Below are 14066 nucleotides of genomic sequence, written 5' to 3'. Positions count from 1 at the left end.
CAGAAATAAAGCGCTCACACAACTTGATAAGGAATTAACAAGCAGAATGTTTCCTTAAATCAGACGAATTCGGTATAATGTGTACGAAAAAGGAAGTATGTGTTATGTATCAAGTAATTAAAATGTATGGAGATTTTGAGCCCTGGTGGTTTTTAGATGGTTGGGAAGAAGATATTGTTAGTAAGGTAGCCTTTGATCGTTATGAAGATGCTTTAAAAGCATTTCAGAAGGAATGGGTACGATTATCAGAAAAGTTCCCTAAAAAGCAGAGTAAAAATGGCACAATGGTGGCCTTTTGGGATGAATCAGACCAGCATTGGTGTGAGGAATGCGATGAATATTTGCAGCGATATCATTCGTTGATGTTGGTAGAAGCGAGAGAAAATTTACCGGCTTGTTTTATTAAGCAACCTACGCAACCTCGTATGCGCCCCTGCAAATTAAAACAAAATAATTGCGTAAATGAATAATAAAAGAGGATTGACCCGCAAAGGTCAATCCTCTTTAGCTGAATGTGATAGAAAATGCTTCTGCATCAAGCTCAACATGCCCACCAATCCGAATGGTAAAGAGTGGCTGGGTATGGGCAAAGTCCAGATCGTAGAGAACAGGGATGGTTTTGAGAATAGGGTGCTTGTCCAAAATCGCTAGCAAAATCTCTTCGGTCATCTTGGTTTCCTTAGGAAAACGACCGAAGACAAGAGCCTGTGGATTTGGATAAGCTTGTAGAAGGGCTGTCAAGTGACGAGCGATAATGAGATAATCGTCGTCTTCCGCCTCTTCTAAAAATAGAATATAGTTGTCTGGTCTGGGTGTGAACTCTGCCCCAGTCAGCAGGTTGAGGGTTGAGATGTTTCCGCCGATGGCAATACCGGAGGCTCGGCCGGGATTGTAGACTTTCCATTCTGTTGGGTAAAAGGTGCGAGGGGCGTCTGGTAGGTACCAAGCGTCGCTAGACCATTCTGAACTTGGAGTCAATTCATAGGAGTCTTGTGTCACAGCCTTGAGCCAGGCTTCTGTTTGATACTCTTGGGCTTGCACCATTTTGAAGCTAGAATAAGCTGGTCCCATATAGGTTTGCAGACCTGTCTTGGCATAGATGGCATTGAGCAAGGCAGTCGTATCTGAATAGCCACAGAAAATCTTTGGATGACGCGCAATTAGGTCAAAATCCAAATAGGGCAACAGCTCATTACAGTTAAAACCACCGATGGTTGTAAGGATGGCGTCGACAGTCTTGTCCGCAAATGCAGCTTCCAAATCAGCCACCCGACTGGCAATCGGAGCGGAATCGAAGATGTCGTTTTCAAAATAATGCTCAGAAAAGGACAGTTTGAAGCCCAGGTCTTCCAATTTTTCCTTGGCTGCAAGATTGGCTTCAAAACCACCAATTCTTTCAATAGATGAAGAGGGACTGACTACACGTATGTGGTCGCCTTTTTTTAATTTTTTCATAGGAACCTCCAAGATTTTTTATTATTTTATCAGAAAAGAAAGGAAAATCAAGTTTCCTTGCGAATAGATAGGGTGAGGAGGTTTTATGATTCAAGAAAAATCAAGAAAGTTGATTGAAGAGGCGGTGGCGGATAGGGTCAGTGACATTTATCTGGTTCCTCGTGGTCAGGACTACCAAGTCTATCATCGTATCATGGACGAACGGGAGTTTGTGCAAGACTTGGCTGAGGAGGAAGTAACAGCCATCATCAGCCATTTCAAGTTTTTAGCAGGATTAAATGTTGGTGAAAAACGCCGTAGCCAGCAGGGTTCCTGTGACTATGATTATGGTAGCGGAGAGATTTCACTTCGCTTATCAACTGTCGGTGATTATCGTGGCAAGGAAAGCTTGGTTATCCGCCTGCTCTATGACAATGACAAGGAACTCAAGTTCTGGTTTGAGGCGGCCGAGCGGCTTGCAGAAGAAATCAAGGGACGAGGGCTCTACCTTTTTTCTGGTCCAGTCGGATCTGGTAAGACCACTCTTATGTACCATCTTGCCAGGCTGAAATTCCCAGACAAGCAGATTTTGACCATTGAGGATCCTGTCGAAATCAAGCAGGAGGATATGCTGCAACTCCAACTCAATGAAGCCATCGGAGCCACCTACGACAATTTGATAAAATTATCCCTGCGTCATCGACCGGACCTGCTCATCATCGGTGAAATTCGGGATGCGGAAACGGCGAGAGCGGTTATCAGAGCCAGCCTGACAGGAGCCACTGTTTTTTCAACAGTTCACGCAAGGTCTATTTCAGGTGTCTATGCCCGTATGTTGGAATTGGGGGTCAGTCCTGAAGAGCTAAACAACGCCCTTCAAGGGATTGCCTATCAACGCTTGATTGGGGGAGGAGGTGTAGTGGATTTTGCAAACGAAAATTACCAAAACTATTCCGCAGACCAGTGGAATGCGCAAATTGATCGCCTTTTTGCGGCAGGACATATCAGTCTTCGGCAGGCAGAAACAGAAAAAATTGCCCTTGGCTCGCCAGCGTAAGGTCATTGAGCTTTTCAATAATCTTTTTGCCAGCGGTTTTCATCTGGGTGAGATTGTTGATTTCCTCAAACGCAGTCAGCTTCTGGCAGATCCCTATACCCAGGTCTTGTCAGACGGGCTGTTAGCAGGCAAACCCTTTTCAAGTTTGCTGGCGGATTTACGGTTTTCAGATGCGGTGGTCACACAGGTGTCTCTGGCAGAAGTTCATGGCAATACCAGTTTGAGTTTGGGTCATATTCAGTCCTATCTGGAAAATGTCAGCAAGGTTCGTAAAAAATTGATTGAGGTGGCAACTTATCCAGTTATCTTGCTAGGTTTTCTGTTCTTGATTATGCTGGGTTTGAAAAACTATCTTTTACCTCAGTTGGAGGAAGGTAATGCAGCGACCATGCTGATCAATCATCTACCGACCATCTTTTTATCCCTCTGTGGACTTAGTTTGGTAGCGGTCTTGGCTGGTATGGTTTGGTTTCGCAAAACCAACAAAATCAAGGTCTTTTCCTGCTTAGTAGCTCTGCCATTTTTCGGAAAACTCATCCAAACCTATCTGACGGCCTATTACGCCAGGGAGTGGGGGAGTTTGATTGGGCAAGGTTTGGACCTGCCGCAGATTGTAGGCCTGATGCAGGAGCAGCAGTCGCAGCTCTTTCGGGAGATTGGTCATGACCTGGAGCAGTCGCTTTCCAATGGTCAGAGCTTTCACGAACACATTAAGACCTACGCCTTTTTTAAGCGGGAGCTGAGTTTGATTGTCGAGTATGGTCAGGTCAAGTCCAAGTTGGGTGGCGAGTTGACAGTTTATGCAGCCGAGTGTTGGGAGGATTTTTTCTCTCGGGTCAATAGAGCCATGCAGTTGATTCAACCGCTGGTCTTTCTCTTTGTGGCCTTAATGGTCGTTCTCATCTACGCAGCCATGTTGCTGCCGATTTATCAAAATATGGAGTTGTAAAATGAAAAAATTAGTTGAAATGAAGGTAAAAGGGTTCACTCTGGTGGAAATGTTAGTCGTTTTGGGGATCATTAGCCTGCTCTTGCTCCTTTTTGTGCCAAATTTGAGCCAGCAGAAGGATGCTATTCAGAAGAAGGGGGATGCGGCTGTTGTCAAAGTAGTGGAGAGCCAGATGGAGCTCTATGAATTGGAACATGACAAGGAAGCAACGGTGGCAGACTTGCAGGCAGCTGGCTACATCACTGAAAAACAAGCAAAACAGTATGCTACGGCGAAAAAATAAGGCTTTTACCCTGTTTGAAAGTCTGCTGACCTTGTTGGTTGTCAGCTTTCTGGCAATCAGCCTGTCGGGAACAGTACAAACGGTTTTTCGGTCTGTTCAGGAAGAAATTTTTCTCTGGGAATTTGAGGCCATCTATAAAGACAGTCAGAAATTGGCAGCTAGTTCACACCAGTCAGTTAGTCTAACTATCGGCGAACAAGAAGTGACAAATGGTCATCAGATGGTGAAAGCGCCTAGAAGTTTAGAAGTATTAGAAGGGAAGACCATCACATTTGAAGAAAATGGAGGAAATTCCTCACTGTCTAAAATTCGCTTTCGGCTTAGTCGAAAAACAGTCACGTATCAATTATATATAGGGAGTGGTCGCTATAAGAAAACAGAAGAATAAGGCTTATATTTTATTAGAAAGTTTGGTAGCCCTAGCTACCTTGGTGACCATTTGTAGCTTGATTTTGTCAGCGGTGGATGCTGGTCGTAGGCGACAGGATTGGGAATTGGAACAACAGGAGGTTCTCAATCTAGCACAGATGGCTGTTCAGACCGGGCAAGATAACCTAGCCTTAAACGGTGTTACAGTTCAGGTTCAACGAACTGCGGATAAGATTATTGTTTTCCACGAGGGAAAGGAGGTTTTATCGGTTGTTAAAAAGTAAAATTCCTGCTTTTACTCTCTTGGAATGCTTGGTAGCCTTAGTCATCCTTTCAGGTAGTCTTCTGGTCTTTGAAGGCTTGTCAAAACTGCTGGTTCAAGAAGCGCATTACCAAGGTCAGACCGTTCAAAAGGAATGGTTGGTCTTCTCTAGTCAATTGCGGTCGGAGTGGGACCAGGGTGAATTGGTCAAGGTTGAAAATGGCAAGGTCTATGTCAACAAAGGCGAACAGGCTTTGGCCTTTGGCGAGTCACGGTCGGATGATTTTCGGAAAACTAATGATAGAGGACAGGGCTATCAACCTATGATTTATCAGGTGGACAGCGCAGCTATTTCCCAAGAAAACCAGCTGGTGCGCATCGACTTTAGCTTTAAAAACGGAGAGGAGCGGACCTTTATCTATGCTTTTAAAGAAAAAAGTTAAGGCGGGCATCCTGCTCTATGCCCTTTTGATGCTGGCGGTTTTTAGTCTTTTGCTTCAGTTTTATCTACACCGCCAAGAGGCTGAGAGTCGCTTGGTACAGGTGGCAAGGCAAGAAACGACTGCCTACATCATGGCTCAGATGGTCTTGGACAAGGTCGAGCAGGACCTGCAAGAGCCTCAAGTAGTTGCTGAAAAGGTGGCTAGCCAAACAGATGAAAAGAAGGAAGATGCCATGGCTGCTAGCCAAACTGTCAATGAAAAGGAGAAAAAGGAGGAACAACCAACTAGAGAAAGTCAAGAAACCGCTGAAAAACCAGCTCAAACTAGTTCTGAGCAAAGCAAGCCAATAGAGACCGAAGGGAGCATGTTGTTTCAAGAGGGTCAGGCCAGATATCATATTAAAAATAGGAATTTAATGGTTAACGTGAATCTAAGAAATGGAGGGAAGTATCACTATCAATTTCCGGTTAAAATAGTACCCGAGGGGAGTGGCTAGTCGCTCCCTTTTTGGTGCAAAGTTGGTGAATTTTTGATAAGATAGGAGTATGAATTTTGAAAAGATCGAACAGGCTTACGACCTGCTATTAGAAAACGTACAGACTATCCAAAACCAGCTAGGTACCAATATCTATGATGCCATGATTGAGCAAAATGCTGCTTACATAGCTAATCAGCATGAGACGGACCTTATTATCAATAATAACAAGACCTTGAAACAACTAGATTTAACCAAGGAAGAATGGCGTCGTGCCTACCAATTCCTACTCATCAAGGCCAATCAGACTGAACCCATGCAGTACAATCACCAGTTCACACCAGATTCCATCGGATTTATCCTATCTTTTCTAGTAGACCAACTAGTGCCGACTCAAAAGGTGACGGTTCTGGAAATTGGTTCGGGGACAGGCAATCTAGCTCAGACCATTCTTAACGCCAGCCAGAAAGAATTGGATTACTTGGGGATCGAAGTGGACGACCTCTTGATTGATTTGTCGGCAAGTATTGCTGATGTCATGCAGGCAGATATTTCTTTTGCTCAGGGAGATGCGGTACGTCCGCAGATTTTGAAGGAGAGTCAAGTAATTTTGGGAGATTTGCCTATTGGCTACTATCCAGATGACCAGATTGCTAGCCGCTATCAGGTCGCCAGCCCAAATGAACATACCTACGCCCATCATTTACTCATGGAACAATCCCTGAAATATCTGGAAAAAGATGGCTTTGCGATTTTGTTGGCTCCAAATGATTTATTGACTAGCCCGCAAAGCGATTTGCTGAAAGGTTGGTTACAGGAGCAAGCCAATATTGTTGCCATGATTGCCCTGCCACCAAATCTCTTTGGGAAGGCTGCTATGGCCAAGTCTATTTTTGTTTTGCAAAGGAAAGCAGCTAGACCTCTAGCGCCGTTTGTTTATCCCTTGCAAAGTCTTCAAGAACCAGAAGCTATTCAGAAGTTCATGCTCAATTTCAAAAATTGGAAGCAAGAGAATGCAATTTAAGTGAAAATCTGTTATACTATTTAGGAAAACGCTTTAAAAGAGGTAAGATATGTCAAAAACAATTGCAATTAATGCAGGTAGTTCAAGTCTGAAATGGCAACTTTATCAAATGCCAGAAGAAACAGTATTAGCGGCAGGGATTGTTGAGCGCATCGGTTTGAACGATTCCATTTCAACAGTTAAGTATGATGGGAAGAAAGAAAGTGAAGTTTTAGATATTCCTAATCATACAGTTGCGGTTAAGATTCTCCTAGAAGACTTGCTTAAACACAACATCATTGCTGCTTACGAGGAAATTACTGGTATCGGACACCGTGTTGTTGCAGGTGGAGAGATTTTCAAAGAATCAGCTGTTATTGGACCAAAAGAGGTTGAGCAAATTGAAGAACTAAGTGCTTTGGCACCGCTTCATAACCCTGCTCACGTAGCAGCAATGCGTGCATTTGAGGAAGTACTACCAGAAGTTTTGAATGTAGCTGTTTTTGATACAGCCTTTCACACTACGATGCCAAAGCATGCCTATCTTTATCCGATTCCACAAAAGTACTATACCGACCACAAGGTTCGTAAGTATGGAGCGCACGGAACTAGTCACTATTATGTAGCGCATGAGGCAGCAAAAGTATTGGGACGTCCGATTGAGGAATTAAAATTGATTACGGCTCACATCGGAAACGGTGTATCTATTACTGCCAACTACCATGGTCAATCAGTTGACACTTCTATGGGCTTCACTCCTCTAGCTGGTCCAATGATGGGAACTCGTTCGGGAGATATTGATCCAGCGATTATTCCTTACTTGATTTCAAATGTTGATGAGTTGAAGGATGCTGCAGACGTTGTTAACATGTTGAATAAACAGTCAGGCTTGTTCGGTGTATCTGGCTTCTCAAGTGATATGCGTGATATTGAAGCAGGCATCCAAGCTCACAATCCAGATGCAGTGTTGGCCTACAATATTTTCATTGACCGTATTAAGAAATTTATCGGTCAGTATCTTGCAGTTTTAAATGGGGCAGATGCCCTTGTCTTCACGGCAGGTATGGGTGAAAATGCACCGCTTATGCGCAATGACGTAGTAGAAGGCTTGTCTTGGTTTGGTATTGAGTTGGACCCAGAAAAAAATGTATTCGGCAACTATGGTGACATTTCAACGGCAGAATCAAAAGTTCGTGTCTTGGTTATTCCGACGGATGAAGAATTGGTTATTGCGCGTGAAGTGGAACGCTTGAAATAAGAAAAACTAACTGGTAGTCGGAGACTGCCAGTTTCTCTTATAGTTTATACCTTTAGAAAGGTATAGTTTTTAGCAAGTGGTCAAAGTATATAGTGTGTGATACAATAGACTAGCAAAGAAATTTGCACAGAGTAGATGGTTTGCGTTAAGTGTATGTGGATGGGATGTTGCCACATAACGAAGCTGATCTTTGCTTGTATCTGATGTCTCCTAGAGTAGGAACATTGGACCTGGCTGAGAGTAGCGCGGTAAACCATTGCATCCGCTGTCGAATATACACGACAGCTCCATTTTGAAAAAGGAGCATTTTTTATGGAAAAGAAAATTCCAAAATTAACGGTGCAGCTGTTGGCTGCTATTGCTGTGACTCTTGCCTTGGTCATGATTGTGGAGAACTATTTCTCCATTCGTCTTTCGGAAACCTTGCAAGTCCAGTTTGCCTTTATCCCAAATGCTATTTTGGGAGCTATTGCCGGTCCTGTTTGGGCAGCTATCTTTGCGGCGATTTCAGACCCAGTCTTTGTCTTGTTCAGTGGACAGACCATGTTATTCAGCTTTATCTTGATTGAGGCGGTATCGGCTTTTCTCTATGGTTGGTTCTTTTATCAAAAATCACTCGATACCAAGAACAAGGCTGATTGGCTCTATGTTGCAGGGGTTGTTGTCTTGATTCAGGTTGTGATTTCTTTCATCATGACACCGATTGCCCTCCATTTCCATTTTGGAACACCTTGGATTGTTCTGTATAGCAGTCGCTTGATTAAGGCAGTTTTTGAAATTCCATTACGGATTGTCGTGACCATGCTTGTCTTGCCAAGTTTACAAAAAATACCTGAATTGGCCAAGTTAATGGGCATTAAATAAAACAGTATCGAGCAACAGGTCATCCCCCTGTTGCTGCTTTTGTAGAGAGGGAATCATGAATTATCAAGAAACTCGCCGGTGGCTATCTAATCGCCCGGCTTCTGATTTGGAACACGGGATTGCACGTGTCAACTGGATTTTGGAACGCTTGGACAATCCCCAACTTCAAGTTCCGACTATTCACTTTGTTGGTACAAATGGCAAGGGCTCGACCCTCAACGCCTTACAGTCTATCTTGCAGTCTTCGGGCTACAGAGTTGGTCGCTTTACTTCACCGTCTATCATTGATTTTCGAGAGCAGATTGTCTTTAAGCAAGAGATGATTTCGGAGGAGGATTTTGCGAGAATTGTGACAGACTTGCAACCCTTGATTGAGGACTTGGACCAGACGGCTGGCCTGGATGCTATATCGGAGTTTGAGATTGTAGTAGTGGCTATGTTTGTCTACTTTGCCCACTACCAGCGTCCTGATATTCTCTTGGTGGAGGCAGGCATGGGCGGTTTGCAGGATGCGACCAATGTCCTTGCCCCATTGGCAGTAGTTTGCCCGTCCATCGGCTTGGATCATCAGGCATTTTTGGGAGAGACCCACGCTGCTATAGCCCGTCACAAGGTTGCTGTCTTGCGTGAGCGGGTTCCCCTCCTATATGCGACCGACCAGCCAGAAGTGGTGGCAGTATTTGAGGATCACGCCAGTCAGCTTCAGAGTCCGACCTATGCGGTGGGACGGGAGATTCTTTTGGAAAATAGCAGAGCAGGTTTTGCAGTTTCAAGCGCTATCGGCCGTGTAGAAGATTTAAGGCTGCTTATGCAGGGCCGTCACCAAGAGGTCAACGCAGCCTTGGCAGTGACAACAGCTCAGCTCATTAAACCTCATTTTCCAAAGATTACCAATGAAACCATCCGCCAGGGCTTGTCCCAAGCCATCTGGCCGGGCCGCTTAGAGTTGATTAGACCTAATCTCATGATTGACGGTGCCCACAATAATGAAAGTATCGCCGTCCTGACCCAGCTCTTGGAAGAAAAGTATGCTGACAGGGATATTGAAATCCTCTTTGCAGCCATCAATACCAAGCCTGTGCACCAGATGTTGTCCCAGCTTAGTCAATTTGGACCTGTTAGCGTTACGACTTTTGACGATTTCAGAGCGTTACAGTTAGAAGATTATCCGTCAGGCTACGAACGGGTGCAGACCTATCAGGAATGGTTGGAGCAGGCGGACTTGGACAATCCCAAAAAACTCTACCTGATTACAGGCTCGCTATATTTCATTACCTATGTGAGGAAGTACATTTTAGAAGAACTTGTATAGAAAAAAGGCTTTGCCAGGCGCTCTACCTAGCAAAGTCTTTTGTTTTAATAGTTTTTGATTAAGTCAACCGTTGAGCGGTCTAACTTTTTAACGATGGCTTGCAAGAAGGCTTGAGCCTCTAAGAAGTCATCCATGCTGTAGAGAGTTTGATGTGAATGGATGTAGCGAGCGCAGACACCGATAGTTGTTGATGGAACACCATGGTTTTTCAAGTGGGCTGCACCGGCATCTGTTCCACCTTTACCACAGTAGTATTGATATTTAATGCCAGCTTCCTCAGCAGTTGTGAGGAGGAAGTCTTTCATGTTTTTTAACATGATATGACCTGGATCATAGAAACGAAGCAGAGTTCCGTCACCAATTTTTCCTTGGTCGCCATAGATGTCGCCAGCTGGTGAGCAATCAACAGCAAGGAAAATGTCTGGATTGAACTTGGTTGTAGAAGCATGAGCTCCACGTAGGCCAACCTCTTCTTGCACATTTGCCCCGGCAATCAACTGATTTGGCAATGCTTGACCGGATAGGTTTTCCAGTAATTCAGTCACCATAAGGACACCGAAGCGGTTGTCCCAAGCCTTAGAAATAACATTTTTTCCGTTGGCAGTTAGAATTGTTTCATTTTTGGGAACGAGGACATCCCCCGGCCGAACGCCGAACGCCCAAGCTTCGTCATAATTGGCAAAACCAGCATCGAAAATAATATCAGCAATGGCAGGCAGGCCAGGAGCGTTAGCCCCACGTGAAAGGTGAGGTGGTACTGAGCCTGAGATGGCTGGAATGGTACGACCGTCCTGCAACTGAAGAGTGAAGGCCTGGCTAGAAACAACCAGAGGATTCCAGCCACCTAATTCGACAACACGGAAAGTACCGTCTGGCTTGATTTGGCTAATCATAAATCCAACCTCATCCATGTGGGCGGCCACTAGGATACGAGGAGCATTTTCAACAGCCGTATCCTTGATGCCAAAAATTCCACCTAGTCCATCTGTTTCGATGCGGTCCACATGCGGTGTGATTTTCTGGCGGATGTGGTTGCGAACCTGTCCTTCAAATCCCGGTAAGCTTTGCAATTCTGTAACTTCTTTAATTTTTTCAAAAAGAGTCATTCTTCTTCCTCCATGACATGATTACTACTATTTTATCACGAAGAGCTAGACTTGTCCTACTAATATGTCAAAAGGATCTTCTCAGCTGTCACAAGTCCAATGGCATTTTTGGGAAAATTCCTGGGAAATATGATAAAATAGTCAACATGAAAAAGAAAAAGACAGCCTTGCTAGCAGGCTTATTGGGGGCAGGTGTGCTCACCGCTAGTGCTCAATTTTACCGTAAAATCCAAGAAGACCGTAAAAAAGCACAGGCCTTGCAGGAGGTGCGTGACTTTTTCGCTGATTTAGGAGAGATTGCCACGGTCTATGTGGATGAAACGGCTTCTACGCAGACCACTCTTATCGGAGGGGTTGTGATGGAGGCAGGACAGGTATTTTTGTTTGAAAATACCAAAGGTTCTATTCAATACAGGGAGGAAGAAAGATGATTTTTCCAACAAATCTTGAAGAAGTAGCTGCCTTGATTGAAGATGGCAAGCCGACTGTTTTTCTATTTGTGACGACTTGGTGTGGAGACTGCCACTATATCAAACCGCATGTGCCAGCTATCGAAGAAGCTTTTCCAGATCTCCGTTTTGTGCAACTGGATCGAGATGACTTTATGCCTTTGGCACAGGAATGGGCTATTTTAGGCATTCCAAGTCTGGTTGTTTTGGAAAATGGTCAGGAAATCGGTCGCTTTGTCGATAAGAATCGCAAGACCAAGGAAGAAATCATGAACTTCTTATCTGGACTGGGTAGATAAATTAGCAGAGAAGCTCTGCCATTTCCCAAAAGAAAGGAAAGAACATGAAGAAATCACTAGGAAAAATTCTTCTAGCACCTGTGGTGCTGGGGTTGAGTTTGAGTCTTGCTCCCTTGGTGCAGGCTGAGATTCAAACAGATGTTATCAATGAAAAATGGGGTAAGCCAACACTAGTCTACGGTGGAGGTTTGTCAGATGCGCAGGCAACGGAAGTCAATCAACTTTTTGGGGTCTCTGATATTAATAATGTTAGCCGTCAGGTGGTTGTTGGCGCGGATATGGACCAATATTTAGGTACATCTGGAGCGGACACAGCCTCCCTCTATTCATCTGTCTTGGTGCAAAAGCAGGACACTGGCAAAGGGGTTGTGGTGGACATCAAGACTCCGCAGAACATCACCTTGATTACTGAAACGCAGTATGCCAATGCGGCCATAACTGCCGGTGCAACAGACGTCTTGATTGACGTTGCGGCACCCATTCAGGTGACGGGAGAGTCTGCTCTGACAGGTGTTTACAAGGCTCTTGCAGCCAATGGTGAAACAGTTGATACCGCTCGAACTGAAGTAGCTCAACAAGAGCTAGAGACAGTCAATGAAGTGGCGACGGCTCATACAGGTGACATTAATTTTGATAGTTCGGCTTTGGATAAGGCAGTGGCGGAAATCAAGACAGCTCTTGCGGATTACAAGCAATCCAATGGCCAGGTGGCTTCTGAGGCTGACATCAACACCATCATCAATGATGTTTTGGCCCAAAACGGTTTGGAAAATGTCATCACAGCAGATGAAATTTCTAAGCTAGTCACATTTGCCAAAGCCTATCAGGAAACTTCTGCTATTGATTCGGCTGAGGTTGCTGCCCAGCTCAACCAGTTTAAGCAACAGGCGGAGCAACAAATTTCAGAAGCCTATAAGAATTTACAAGATTCAGGGATTTTAGAAAAAATCGGTGCCTTCTTTGAAAATTTATGGAAGGGCTTGACCGGTCTATTTGCATAAAGGGGAAATGAAAAAGAAATGATTTTTACATATAATAAAGAACAGGTTGGCGATGTCCTTATGGTGATTGTTGCGGAGGACAAGGGACAGGCTGTCCAGTTTGAACGCAAAGGCAAGGTAACACGTGTCTTCTTAGCAGAAACGGGTCAAACAGTAGCCTGGAATATCTTTGAAGCATCAAGTTTGGTTGAGCTTGCTGGAAATGGTCAAGTTTTCCTGACAGACGAGCAAGTTGCGACCTTGAATGCTGAATTGGCTAAGGAAGGTTTTACTGAAAGCTTGGTTAACGACAATGCTCCAAAGTTCGTAGTCGGTCAGATTGTGGAATTGGTTCCTCATCCCGACAGCGACCACCTCAATATCTGTCAGGTCAATGTTGGTGACAAAACAGTGCAAATCGTAGCTGGTGCCCCAAATGCTGCACAAGGTCTGAAAACCATTGTGGCTCTTCCGGGGGCAATGATGCCGAGCGGTAGCCTCATCTTCCCAGGGAAATTGCGTGGTGAAGATAGCTTTGGTATGATGTGTAGCCCGCGTGAATTGGCTCTGCCAAACGCACCACAAGTCCGTGGTATTATCGAATTAGACGACTCCGCAGTGGTCGGAGAAGCTTTTGATCCAGCAAAACACTGGAAGGGATAGAAAAAGAAGAATTGGTCAGGTGGCCAATTCTTTTATGCTGGTTCAATTTTTCCTTCAATAGCCTGTTCGATTTCTTCGGTCGATGCTTGATGTGACCTAAGTTGGAAGTAAAGACTAGACAGAAAATGTTGGAGATTGAGCCACCGGAAGTAGTCTACTGGTTCTTGATTTGGAAAGTCCAGCTTGCTAATCCATTCCGTCAGCTCTTGGCTGGTTACTTTTTCATTCAGTAGTAAATATACAGGAATTTGTGCCAGACGGATTTCCTCGCCAGCTGAGAAAACTTTACTTTGTCTGGTCAGACAAGTGACAATAGTTTGCCAGACTTCTTTGCTTTTTTCAGCGGGAAATTGATCATGACAGCTTGCGGCCAGAAGAAAATCTGCTCCGTGGGCAACGGTATGGATCCAACCGAGTTTTTCATCGTAGCCAGACCAGTCATTTTCAATCGCCAAATAATCCAAGGCCTGCTGGAAGAGTAGGTCACGGTCGTTAGTGCTTAAAAATGCATGATAAATAGACTCTGGCTCATTATCGACAGACAGCAACAGACAGTAAAGTAAGCAAGTAAAACTTCGCTTTAGTGTGGAACTTTCTAGGGAAAGAGGATTGGTTACTTGAGAGAATTGTAGCAGCGACTGTGCTTGCTCCCTTGTGACCAAGCCCTCCAAAAAGATGTGGCAAAAACTAGCATAGACCAGTTCGTCGCGTATAGCAGGAACAGGATGACCGATGTTTTCCAGCAACCAAGCCAGTTCGGCATTGGTATATGGTTGGGAGGTCTGTATCTTTTCCATCAAAAATTCTTTCATAATTTTCGCTCCTTTTCTAATCCTTCTACGAATAAATAAGTAGGAGGA

The 14066-nt window shown here is 44.5% G+C and carries 19 protein-coding genes and 1 riboswitch; of the genes, 16 read left to right on the top strand and 3 right to left on the bottom strand.

Annotated elements, in window-relative coordinates:
- Positions 1-104: 104 nt before the first annotated feature.
- Positions 105-470: a DUF1033 family protein gene (locus NOL38_RS06485; protein ID WP_172001920.1), complete on the top strand. Its 366-nt coding sequence runs from the start codon at positions 105-107 to the stop codon at positions 468-470.
- A gap of 34 nt (positions 471-504) precedes the next feature.
- On the opposite strand, the gene NOL38_RS06480 is transcribed toward NOL38_RS06485, so the two are convergent.
- Entirely contained in the window at positions 505-1455 is a 951-nt protein-coding gene (locus NOL38_RS06480; protein ID WP_277941737.1) for a S66 family peptidase, read from the bottom strand.
- Positions 1456-1540: 85 nt separating this feature from the next.
- Here NOL38_RS06480 and comGA point away from each other — a divergent pair, with 85 nt between their 5' ends.
- From comGA to NOL38_RS06425, 11 genes are all read left to right on the top strand, one after another.
- Complete coding sequence (comGA, locus tag NOL38_RS06475) at positions 1541-2491, top strand: competence type IV pilus ATPase ComGA (protein WP_277941736.1); 951 nt, start codon at positions 1541-1543, stop codon at positions 2489-2491.
- A complete protein-coding gene (gene comGB / locus NOL38_RS06470; protein WP_277941735.1) occupies positions 2403-3440 on the top strand; it encodes a competence type IV pilus assembly protein ComGB in 1038 nt (345 codons plus the stop codon). Before comGA ends, comGB begins: the two co-directional genes overlap by 89 nt.
- 1 nt (position 3441) lies before the next feature.
- Positions 3442-3723 (top strand): competence type IV pilus major pilin ComGC, encoded by a 282-nt coding sequence (gene comGC, locus NOL38_RS06465; RefSeq protein ID WP_024387069.1) that lies wholly within the window; start codon positions 3442-3444, stop codon positions 3721-3723.
- Positions 3704-4111 (top strand): competence type IV pilus minor pilin ComGD, encoded by a 408-nt coding sequence (gene comGD / locus NOL38_RS06460; protein WP_099871810.1) that lies wholly within the window; start codon positions 3704-3706, stop codon positions 4109-4111. The genes comGC and comGD overlap by 20 nt, the downstream gene beginning before the upstream one ends.
- Positions 4083-4376 (top strand): competence type IV pilus minor pilin ComGE, encoded by a 294-nt coding sequence (gene comGE, locus NOL38_RS06455; protein WP_024405248.1) that lies wholly within the window; start codon positions 4083-4085, stop codon positions 4374-4376. The genes comGD and comGE overlap by 29 nt, the downstream gene beginning before the upstream one ends.
- Positions 4363-4797, top strand: coding sequence for a competence type IV pilus minor pilin ComGF (gene comGF, locus NOL38_RS06450; protein ID WP_277941734.1), 435 nt, complete (start codon positions 4363-4365; stop codon positions 4795-4797). The genes comGE and comGF overlap by 14 nt, the downstream gene beginning before the upstream one ends.
- A complete protein-coding gene (gene comGG / locus NOL38_RS06445) occupies positions 4775-5293 on the top strand; it encodes a competence type IV pilus minor pilin ComGG (protein ID WP_277941733.1) in 519 nt (172 codons plus the stop codon). The genes comGF and comGG overlap by 23 nt, the downstream gene beginning before the upstream one ends.
- A 49-nt stretch (positions 5294-5342) precedes the next feature.
- The gene (locus NOL38_RS06440) at positions 5343-6296 is read left to right on the top strand and encodes a class I SAM-dependent methyltransferase (protein ID WP_277941732.1); all 954 of its coding nucleotides are present in this window, start codon (positions 5343-5345) and stop codon (positions 6294-6296) included.
- Between the two features lie 49 nt (positions 6297-6345).
- Positions 6346-7533: an acetate kinase gene (locus tag NOL38_RS06435; protein WP_277941731.1), complete on the top strand. Its 1188-nt coding sequence runs from the start codon at positions 6346-6348 to the stop codon at positions 7531-7533.
- Between the two features lie 125 nt (positions 7534-7658).
- Positions 7659-7803: riboswitch (THF riboswitch) on the top strand.
- 42 nt (positions 7804-7845) lie between these two features.
- A complete protein-coding gene (locus NOL38_RS06430) occupies positions 7846-8397 on the top strand; it encodes a folate family ECF transporter S component (protein ID WP_277941730.1) in 552 nt (183 codons plus the stop codon).
- A 55-nt stretch (positions 8398-8452) separates the two neighbouring features.
- Positions 8453-9709 (top strand): bifunctional folylpolyglutamate synthase/dihydrofolate synthase, encoded by a 1257-nt coding sequence (locus NOL38_RS06425; protein ID WP_277941729.1) that lies wholly within the window; start codon positions 8453-8455, stop codon positions 9707-9709.
- 44 nt (positions 9710-9753) lie between these two features.
- Here the strand turns inward: NOL38_RS06425 and pepA are convergent, their stop codons facing one another.
- On the bottom strand, positions 9754-10815 hold the full coding sequence (gene pepA / locus NOL38_RS06420; protein ID WP_208580731.1) for a glutamyl aminopeptidase: 1062 nt from the start codon (positions 10813-10815) through the stop codon (positions 9754-9756).
- A gap of 146 nt (positions 10816-10961) precedes the next feature.
- Between pepA and NOL38_RS06415 the strand changes: the two genes are divergently transcribed.
- Genes NOL38_RS06415 through ytpR form a run of 4 tightly spaced genes read left to right on the top strand, consistent with a single transcriptional unit; the run spans position 10962 to position 13206 of the window.
- A complete protein-coding gene (locus NOL38_RS06415; RefSeq protein ID WP_012774909.1) occupies positions 10962-11246 on the top strand; it encodes a DUF4651 domain-containing protein in 285 nt (94 codons plus the stop codon).
- Positions 11243-11563, top strand: coding sequence for a thioredoxin family protein (locus NOL38_RS06410; protein ID WP_024386278.1), 321 nt, complete (start codon positions 11243-11245; stop codon positions 11561-11563). Before NOL38_RS06415 ends, NOL38_RS06410 begins: the two co-directional genes overlap by 4 nt.
- Positions 11564-11607: 44 nt before the next feature.
- Complete coding sequence (locus NOL38_RS06405) at positions 11608-12564, top strand: DUF1002 domain-containing protein (protein WP_277941728.1); 957 nt, start codon at positions 11608-11610, stop codon at positions 12562-12564.
- Between the two features lie 18 nt (positions 12565-12582).
- Positions 12583-13206, top strand: a complete 624-nt coding sequence (ytpR, locus tag NOL38_RS06400; protein WP_277941727.1) for a YtpR family tRNA-binding protein — start codon at positions 12583-12585, stop codon at positions 13204-13206.
- A 32-nt stretch (positions 13207-13238) separates the two neighbouring features.
- Here ytpR and NOL38_RS06395 read toward each other — a convergent pair whose 3' ends face one another.
- Complete coding sequence (locus NOL38_RS06395) at positions 13239-14018, bottom strand: DUF2785 domain-containing protein (RefSeq protein WP_277941726.1); 780 nt, start codon at positions 14016-14018, stop codon at positions 13239-13241.
- Positions 14019-14066 lie beyond the last annotated feature (48 nt).

Source organism: Streptococcus suis, from assembly GCF_029616525.1.
In the GTDB taxonomy this organism is placed as follows: domain Bacteria; phylum Bacillota; class Bacilli; order Lactobacillales; family Streptococcaceae; genus Streptococcus; species Streptococcus suis_AF.
The sequence above is the reverse complement of the archived record's forward strand: the minus strand, read 5'-3'. Positions and strand labels throughout refer to the sequence as shown.

Excerpts from the sequence above, each read along its gene's own strand:
- NOL38_RS06485 (WP_172001920.1), top strand. The coding sequence starts at position 105 with ATGTATCAAGTAATTAAAATGTATGGAGATTTTGAGCCCTGGTGGTTT.
- NOL38_RS06480 (WP_277941737.1), bottom strand. The coding sequence starts at position 1,455 with ATGAAAAAATTAAAAAAAGGCGACCACATACGTGTAGTCAGTCCCTCT.
- comGA (WP_277941736.1), top strand. The coding sequence starts at position 1,541 with ATGATTCAAGAAAAATCAAGAAAGTTGATTGAAGAGGCGGTGGCGGAT.
- comGB (WP_277941735.1), top strand. The coding sequence starts at position 2,403 with ATGCGCAAATTGATCGCCTTTTTGCGGCAGGACATATCAGTCTTCGGC.
- comGC (WP_024387069.1), top strand. The coding sequence starts at position 3,442 with ATGAAAAAATTAGTTGAAATGAAGGTAAAAGGGTTCACTCTGGTGGAA.
- comGD (WP_099871810.1), top strand. The coding sequence starts at position 3,704 with ATGCTACGGCGAAAAAATAAGGCTTTTACCCTGTTTGAAAGTCTGCTG.
- comGG (WP_277941733.1), top strand. The coding sequence starts at position 4,775 with ATGCTTTTAAAGAAAAAAGTTAAGGCGGGCATCCTGCTCTATGCCCTT.
- NOL38_RS06440 (WP_277941732.1), top strand. The coding sequence starts at position 5,343 with ATGAATTTTGAAAAGATCGAACAGGCTTACGACCTGCTATTAGAAAAC.
- NOL38_RS06435 (WP_277941731.1), top strand. The coding sequence starts at position 6,346 with ATGTCAAAAACAATTGCAATTAATGCAGGTAGTTCAAGTCTGAAATGG.
- NOL38_RS06430 (WP_277941730.1), top strand. The coding sequence starts at position 7,846 with ATGGAAAAGAAAATTCCAAAATTAACGGTGCAGCTGTTGGCTGCTATT.
- NOL38_RS06425 (WP_277941729.1), top strand. The coding sequence starts at position 8,453 with ATGAATTATCAAGAAACTCGCCGGTGGCTATCTAATCGCCCGGCTTCT.
- pepA (WP_208580731.1), bottom strand. The coding sequence starts at position 10,815 with ATGACTCTTTTTGAAAAAATTAAAGAAGTTACAGAATTGCAAAGCTTA.
- NOL38_RS06415 (WP_012774909.1), top strand. The coding sequence starts at position 10,962 with ATGAAAAAGAAAAAGACAGCCTTGCTAGCAGGCTTATTGGGGGCAGGT.
- NOL38_RS06410 (WP_024386278.1), top strand. The coding sequence starts at position 11,243 with ATGATTTTTCCAACAAATCTTGAAGAAGTAGCTGCCTTGATTGAAGAT.
- NOL38_RS06405 (WP_277941728.1), top strand. The coding sequence starts at position 11,608 with ATGAAGAAATCACTAGGAAAAATTCTTCTAGCACCTGTGGTGCTGGGG.
- ytpR (WP_277941727.1), top strand. The coding sequence starts at position 12,583 with ATGATTTTTACATATAATAAAGAACAGGTTGGCGATGTCCTTATGGTG.
- NOL38_RS06395 (WP_277941726.1), bottom strand. The coding sequence starts at position 14,018 with ATGAAAGAATTTTTGATGGAAAAGATACAGACCTCCCAACCATATACC.